We start from the raw sequence: 6,727 nt of genomic DNA on the forward strand, positions 1-6,727 counted from the left end.
GTGGAAAGACGATGCACATGTAATCGACAAAGGCGGCCACTTTAGTGCTGACCAGCCGGCGCGAGGCGTGAAGCACTCACAGCTCGATCGGGCGATTGACCATTCGCCGCAAGCCTTGGTAAAACGGCACCGACGAGGGTTTTAACGGCGAGTGATCCATGAGTGGTTGTGAACTCGAGCGCTCGCTACACTTCACAGTTTGCTGTTTGAATGCAGGCTCCACAGAAGTTCGTCAGTGGGTACTGAGCTTCTTATTGCGGTTACTCCAGCAGCAATTTGCCCTCGCGCGCCACGATCTGGCCGTTGGCGATGACCAGTGAGCGAACGGGGCGGGCGGCTACGGCGTGGGCGGGCGTCTGGGCGGGCACTAGCACCAGATCGGCTCGGCTTCCCGGTGTGAGGCCATAGTCGGCAAAGCCACAGACTGCGGCACCTGCATGGGTGACGCAGTGCAGGGCTTGTTCCACTTCATCGTCGCGGCGCAAGTTGTAACGCATGCCAATGAACATGGCGCGTTCCAGCATGTCAGGGCGGCCATAGGGCGACCAGGTGTCGCGGATGCCGTCGTTGCCGCCGGCCATCAGTACGCCAGCGCGCTGGCAAGCGCCCAGTGGCGGCACGATGCGCGAAGGCGGCGCACTGGTGACCAGCGAGACTCCCAACTTGGCCATGCGTGCCAGCAGCGCGCTGCACTGGGTATCACTCACATCGCCCAGGCAGAAGCCGTGGCTGATAACCACCTTGTTCTGCAGGCCGTGGGCTTCGGTGCGGTCCAAAATCAGCTTGAGCGAGAAAGCTCCCATGTCACCGGGTTCGTGCAGGTGGATGTCGAGCGGCTTGTTATGGCGCTCGGCGATCTCGAACAGCACGTTCAGCGACTGAGCAGGGTCCAGGTCGATGGCACAGGGGTCCAGACCGCCCAGCACGTCGGCCCCCATGGCCAGGGATTCATCTAGCAACTGTGCCGTGCCTTTGCGCTGCAGCAGGCCCGATTGCGGGAAAGCCACCACCTGAATGTCTTGCCAGGGCGCCATGTCTGCGCGGGTCTGCAGCAGGCCAGCCACATGCTTGGTGCCAATTTCCGTATCCACGTCGGCGTGACTGCGGATGCGCGTGGTGCCCAACGCGAGAAACTCGCGTGCCATGCGCAGCGACTGGCTCGCACTGTCGTGCTGGGCCTGGGAACGGTAGGCACGCTCGTTGTTGATCTTGTCGACCAACTGGTTGCCCACCTCGTTGACGTACCAGTCTTGGCCCCAGAGTGTCTTGTCCAGGTGGGTGTGGGATTCGATCAGGCCGGGCAGTAGCAACTGACCCAAGCCATCGATGTGCTCAGTACCCTCGGGTGTATTCAGAGAGGTGCCCATGGCCGCGATACGGCCGTGCTCGATTAACAGGTCGCAGGCTGGCTTGCCCATGGGGCGAACGTTCTGCAGTAAAAGGCTGGAAGTGCTCACGTTGAATGTTTCCTGTGGTGATGGCGCCTATCGCACGGCGCCGATTTCGGGCGTTGCGATCTGGCGCATCTTCTGGGCGTCTGACAGGATCAGCTTGGCGAAATCAGCGGGCGTACCGCCCGATTGGCCAATGCATGCCTGGTCGAGCATTTTGATGACTTGGGGTTCGCGCATCACTGCATTGATCTCGGTGTTCAGACGCGTCACCACAGTGTCCGCCACCCCCTTGGGGGCGAAGATGCCGGTCCATACGCCGAAGTCATAGTTGGGCAGGGCCTTGCTCGCCGACATGGCGGGGATGCCATTCAGGACTTCGCAGTTGGTCTTCGAGGTGGTGCCCAATGGCTTGACCTTGCCCTCTTTGAGGAAACCCAGCACCGAAGGCACCATGAAGTAGCCGTAATCCACATTGCCGCCGATGATGTCGGTCAGCATGGGTACTGCGCCCTTGTAGGGGACGTGCTGTATCGACACCTTGGCCTGCTGGTTCAGCATTTCACCGGCAATGTGCAAGGCCGTGCCAATGCCGGAGGACGCGAAGGTGTCAGCACCAGCCTGGGTCTTGGCGCGCGCGAGCATGGCCTCGATCGAGGTGACTGGCACCTTGGGACCGGCGACCAGCACCATGGGCATGACACCTACCAGCGTGACCGGGCGCAGATCCTTGGTGCCATCGTAGGCAATGGCGTTATTGAAGTGGCGGGCCAGCACGATTTCGCTGTTGGATGCCAGGATGATGGTGTTGCCGTCTGGTTTGGCACGCACCACACGCTGGGTGGCGATGGTGCCGCCAGCGCCGGCCACGTTGTCCACAATCACCGGCACGCCCAGGCGGCGGGATAGCGGCTCGGCGATCGTGCGCGCCAGAGTGTCGGCCGATCCACCGGCGGTGAAACCCACCACCAGGGAGATGGGGCGGTCAGGCCATGCGGCGTGGGCTAAGACAGATGTTGCAGCTAGCGACAGGGCCGCCAGGGCTTTGAGAGGAAAAGCGGGAAATTGCCCCATGGATAACTTTCTAGAGAACAGAAAAATGCCTCAGACCGACATATGCCTGGCGGGCGACGAAGAACATCCACTGATGAGAGCGACGACGATGAAGACCAGGGTGTCAAAGGTCTGGGCAACACTGCAATAAACAGGTTTCATGGCATATCTCTCCTTCTTCCAGGGCTGATCATAAAATGGTTAACCAAATTCTATATTTTGGTTAACCAAGATTTAGGATCTGACAACTATTTATGCAGGTATTGCGCGTAAACCCTGATGCTTGGCGGTGACTAGCCGCCTGACTTCAATGCAGGGTGCCCTTGCCGCTAAGATTTCACGCTTGTTGTCTTTGTGTTGCCCATGTCCGCTTCCTCCCGCCGCCTTGCTCCCAATGTCCCCAGCGAAGAGCCTGTAGCCGACGGCATAGGCAGCGTGGACGAGCGCGTCTATGAGGCAATCTCGCGGGCGCTGCTGAGCGGCAAGCTGCGGCCCGGCACGCCTTTGCGCGAGCGAGCGCTTGCCGAGGCGCTGGACTGCACCCGTGGTGCCGTACGCAAGGTGTTCGCGCGCTTAGGGGCTGAAAAGCGACTGATCCTGGAGCACAACCGTGGTGCCTTTGTGCCCAACCCGACGGTTGAGGAAATGCGCAGCATCTACCGTGCACGGCGCATTGTCGAGGCCGGTCTGGTCACCAGCCTGTGCGGCCAGTTGAGCAGCGCGCAGACAGAGGTGCTGCAGCGCCATGTGCAGGCGGAACACCAGGCGCTGGAGGAAGGGCGCCGAGCAGACTCTATTCGGCTGGCCGGTGAGTTCCATCTGGTGCTGGCGCAAATGGCGGGCAGCGATGAGTTGCTGTCTTACATACAGCGCTTGGTGGCCACTACTGAGTTGTACAAAGCCTTGTTCGACAGCGTGGCTGCGACCGCATGTGCCCCCCGTGAGCACCAGGAGATCATCAACGCCTTGCTGAGTGGTGCACTCGATAAAGCGTTGGCCGTGGCCATGACCCACCTGGATGAGCTGGAGCAGCGGGTGATCGATGGTGCGGAGGTCGAGCGCGAGGTTGATTTGGTGGCCTTGCTGGCGGGTAGTTCAGGCACATCTGGGTACTAGCAGAGAAGAGTTCAGGCAAATCGTTGAGGTCTACAACGCAGGCATCAAGGTTACGAAAGTCTGTCAGGTATCGATATCAGCAGTCATTGAGCGGCCAAAACTTGATGACGGCTCTCAGCCTGAAGCAGTCGGCAGCGGAAAAATTTCGGACGTCTGCTTCTGGCCGAGAGCCGCCAGAAATCTAGAGCAGCTTTCGACCCAAAAACGGTCAATCGCTCACACGCTTTAGTCACCCTTTTGGGCGCAATACGCTCTCGAGACGAGCGCGCATCCAGCGATGCCATGGACTGTTCAGATGCCGGTGCTGAAAATACACGTTCAGGGTGTATGACGGCACCTCAAAAGGTGCTTTGAAGATCGCAATCGCTGCCGATGCCTCCAACTGCAGTGCCGCCAGGCGGGGCAGGGTGATGAGTAAATCTGAATTCGCCACGATAAAAGGCGCGGCCATGACGCTGGGCAGCTCTATCGCAATCTCGCGAGTCCACCCGCCCTTGCTCAAAGCGGAGTCTATGACGCCTTTCTCTTCCTGCCAGGGTTTCACGACGACATGGCGTTCCGCCAGATATTGCGCCATGGAGAGCCTCTTGCCGATGCGAGGATGACCTTTGCGTGCAACGACGACATAGGCATCGGTATGTCCTTGCAAGACCTCCACGCCTTCTTGCACGGGGCTGAATTCGTCCGAAAAACCCATGACGAAATGGGCTCCTTCTTGCACCAGGTCGCTGTAGGCATCCCGATGACGCGAATGGACCACGCGCAGGCGCACATGAGGAGCCTCGTGCTCGATCCTGGAGATCAACGCAGGCATCAAAGCAAAGGTGGTGAAGTCGGTCGCAGCGAAAGTGAATGACTGAGTGCTGCTGCCAGGAGCGAAGGCTGCAGGGTCGCCCAGCTGATCCGAAAGCGTATGCAGTGCCAGCGCAATTCCCTCCGCCATCTCGGTGGCTCGTGGTGTGGGTTGCATGCTGCTGCCTGTGCGAAAAAACAGCTCGTCACCCAATGCCTCCCGCAGTCGGGCCAGGGCATGGCTGCACGCCGAAGGGCTGATGGCCAGCTCATCGGCTGCCGCAACGACACTGCGGTGGCGAAACAGGGCTTCAAAGACCAGCAGTAGATTGAGATCGAGGCGGCGCAAAGCAGAGTGCATAACATGCAGTATGCAATGAAAACAATGCAGTACATGCATTACTTATTCCAATTAGCATCATGAAATTGATGATTGATGAGCCTTGAAATGACCTCCACCACGACACCAGATCTCACGTTCCGCCATGCCCAACCAGAAGACGCCGATCGCTGCTATGCCATCGAAGCCGGTGCCTACGAGGGTGATGAAGCAGCCACGCTTGCCAAGATCACCAAACGTATTCGTGAATATCCGCTTGGCTTTCTGATCATGGAACACGATGGACAGATCATTGGCTTCATCAACAGTGGCTGCGCCTACGAGGTGCGCATGTCTGATGAGGAGTTCAAGGAGCTGGTCGGGCATGACGCTGCCGCACCTAACGTGGTCATCATGTCCGTGGTGATCGATCCGGCTTTCCAAGGCCGCGGCTACGCCACCACCATGATGCATACCTTTGTCGAGCAGATGCGCGCCGAGGACAAGAGAACCATCCACCTGATGTGCAAGGAGCGGCATGTGGGGCTGTACTCTCGCCTGGGATTCCAGTACCAGTGTCTTTCGGAGTCAGACCACGGTGGCATGGCCTGGCACGAAATGGTCATGGCCCTGTGAACTGCACCAACTTCGATGGCTCAAGGCCGCGGTCAACGACTGTTTCTTCTGGCGATCCAGGACTGTCGCTGATCGACTCGATGAAGACGGTCAGCTTGCAGCTAAGTTCAGCGGTGCCATGAGGCGTCCGCTTGGATGATGGGTTCGGTCTCACATTGGCGCCAAGTGTGCAAGTTTGCGTTGCGACGATATGAGTACAAGCCATGAGCATCCTTGCGGCGGCTCTGGATCAGAGAGGGAATGCAGCTCTAAGCCATAGCGCGTTGCCTTGAGCGCTATTTTTCATGTTCTTTTCGAACTGCCATTTGGCGGTTAGAAACCAACCGCGCCCGCTGTCATATTTGATGCTCGGTCCGATGGCCATCCCACTGGTTTTGCTGTTGGGCAACTCAATGCCCATTTGCTTATCCAGTTTGGTCTGCTTTCGGTAATAGCCGCCCAGACCAAGTACCCAGCCATTTCCCAGCCCCCATCCAGCTGCATAATCCAGGTGGAATTCTTGCCCCGATCGGTAATCAGTCGCCTTGTTCACACTGTTGATGAGGTATCCCATGCGGAGGTCACCGTTGAAGCCTTGGCTGTTGAGATATGAAACAGCCAGAACTGGCTCCAAGGCAGAGTAGTTTCTGCCCAGGTTTGCAAGATCTCCATTCCGATAGCTTCCGGTTGGAAGCGTGACGTCCAGCCCAAGGATTGTGTGCAGGTTGGGCCCATAGTGATGACCCACGCCAAGGCCCATCGTGATGTCACCGAGCCCGCTTTTCTTTTGAGACTGGCCGCCCATCTTGGCTTCAACCTCCACCAGCGGCGCAAGCATGTGTGCGACGAGATCACCGCCCAGTACCGAAACTCCTGGAACCCAGATGACACGAGGAGTGATCGCTGTGGCTCGAATCTTGAATCCAGGAATGCCTATCTGCTTTCCGGAGAAGTCATTGAGCCGGTTGGCTTCGTAATGGTTCACGAAGGCGATCCCGTAGAGTCCTGGTGGGGGAAGCGCTCCCGCCACAAAGTTCTCCGCCCCGTTGGGGTAGACAGATCCTCCCCCTTCAGCTGCGTGCGCACTCGCTGCTGCAAATACAGAAGCGCAGATCAGAAGGTGAATTGCTTTATCCATGATGTCTCCTTTTAGAACGTGATTCGTTCTTTCTTGTGTGGATAGGTGGTTAATGTGGCGGCCAGCAGGAAGGGCGCGGAAATCAGCTTGCTGTTGCTTGGCGCGTTCTGAGCAAGTCCAAGGCGACGTCAACAATCATGTCTTCCTGCCCCCCGACCATGCGGCGCTTGCCCAGCTCCACCAAGATATCCACGGCCTTGAGTCCGTATTTGGCGGCAGCCACTTCAGCGTGACGCAGGAACGAGCTGTAAACGCCTGCGTAACCCAGTGCCAGCGTCTCGCGGTCCACGCGCACCGGACGGT

Annotated in this window: 6 protein-coding genes and 1 pseudogene; 2 read left to right on the top strand and 5 right to left on the bottom strand. The window is 58.4% G+C overall.

Features of this window, described 5'->3' with window-relative positions; all coding sequences use genetic code 11:
• Positions 1–260: 260 nt before the first annotated feature.
• Entirely contained in the window at positions 261–1,457 is a 1,197-nt protein-coding gene (locus EIC84_RS24865; protein WP_085960387.1) for an amidohydrolase family protein, read from the bottom strand.
• A gap of 27 nt (positions 1,458–1,484) precedes the next feature.
• Complete coding sequence (locus EIC84_RS24870) at positions 1,485–2,465, bottom strand: tripartite tricarboxylate transporter substrate binding protein (RefSeq protein ID WP_003070015.1); 981 nt, start codon at positions 2,463–2,465, stop codon at positions 1,485–1,487.
• Between the two features lie 342 nt (positions 2,466–2,807).
• Between EIC84_RS24870 and EIC84_RS24875 the strand changes: the two genes are divergently transcribed.
• Complete coding sequence (locus tag EIC84_RS24875; protein ID WP_003070010.1) at positions 2,808–3,560, top strand: GntR family transcriptional regulator; 753 nt, start codon at positions 2,808–2,810, stop codon at positions 3,558–3,560.
• A gap of 229 nt (positions 3,561–3,789) precedes the next feature.
• On the opposite strand, the gene EIC84_RS24880 is transcribed toward EIC84_RS24875, so the two are convergent.
• Entirely contained in the window at positions 3,790–4,713 is a 924-nt protein-coding gene (locus tag EIC84_RS24880) for a LysR family transcriptional regulator (RefSeq protein ID WP_003070008.1), read from the bottom strand.
• An 87-nt stretch (positions 4,714–4,800) separates the two neighbouring features.
• Between EIC84_RS24880 and EIC84_RS24885 the strand changes: the two genes are divergently transcribed.
• A complete protein-coding gene (locus EIC84_RS24885) occupies positions 4,801–5,307 on the top strand; it encodes a GNAT family N-acetyltransferase (protein ID WP_034363247.1) in 507 nt (168 codons plus the stop codon).
• Positions 5,308–5,536: 229 nt separating this feature from the next.
• Here the strand turns inward: EIC84_RS24885 and EIC84_RS24890 are convergent, their stop codons facing one another.
• Complete coding sequence (locus tag EIC84_RS24890) at positions 5,537–6,424, bottom strand: transporter (protein ID WP_003070004.1); 888 nt, start codon at positions 6,422–6,424, stop codon at positions 5,537–5,539.
• Positions 6,425–6,506: 82 nt separating this feature from the next.
• Positions 6,507–6,727: pseudogene (locus tag EIC84_RS24895) on the bottom strand (4-hydroxy-2-oxovalerate aldolase); the annotation flags it as partial.

Source organism: Comamonas sp. A23, from assembly GCF_004522605.1.
In the GTDB taxonomy this organism is placed as follows: domain Bacteria; phylum Pseudomonadota; class Gammaproteobacteria; order Burkholderiales; family Burkholderiaceae_C; genus Comamonas; species Comamonas thiooxydans.

Bases quoted from the DNA above. Each gene is read 5' to 3' on its own strand.
- EIC84_RS24870 (WP_003070015.1), bottom strand. From the start codon at position 2,465: ATGGGGCAATTTCCCGCTTTTCCTCTCAAAGCCCTGGCGGCCCTGTCG.
- EIC84_RS24875 (WP_003070010.1), top strand. From the start codon at position 2,808: ATGTCCGCTTCCTCCCGCCGCCTTGCTCCCAATGTCCCCAGCGAAGAG.
- EIC84_RS24880 (WP_003070008.1), bottom strand. From the start codon at position 4,713: ATGCACTCTGCTTTGCGCCGCCTCGATCTCAATCTACTGCTGGTCTTT.
- EIC84_RS24885 (WP_034363247.1), top strand. From the start codon at position 4,801: ATGACCTCCACCACGACACCAGATCTCACGTTCCGCCATGCCCAACCA.
- EIC84_RS24890 (WP_003070004.1), bottom strand. From the start codon at position 6,424: ATGGATAAAGCAATTCACCTTCTGATCTGCGCTTCTGTATTTGCAGCA.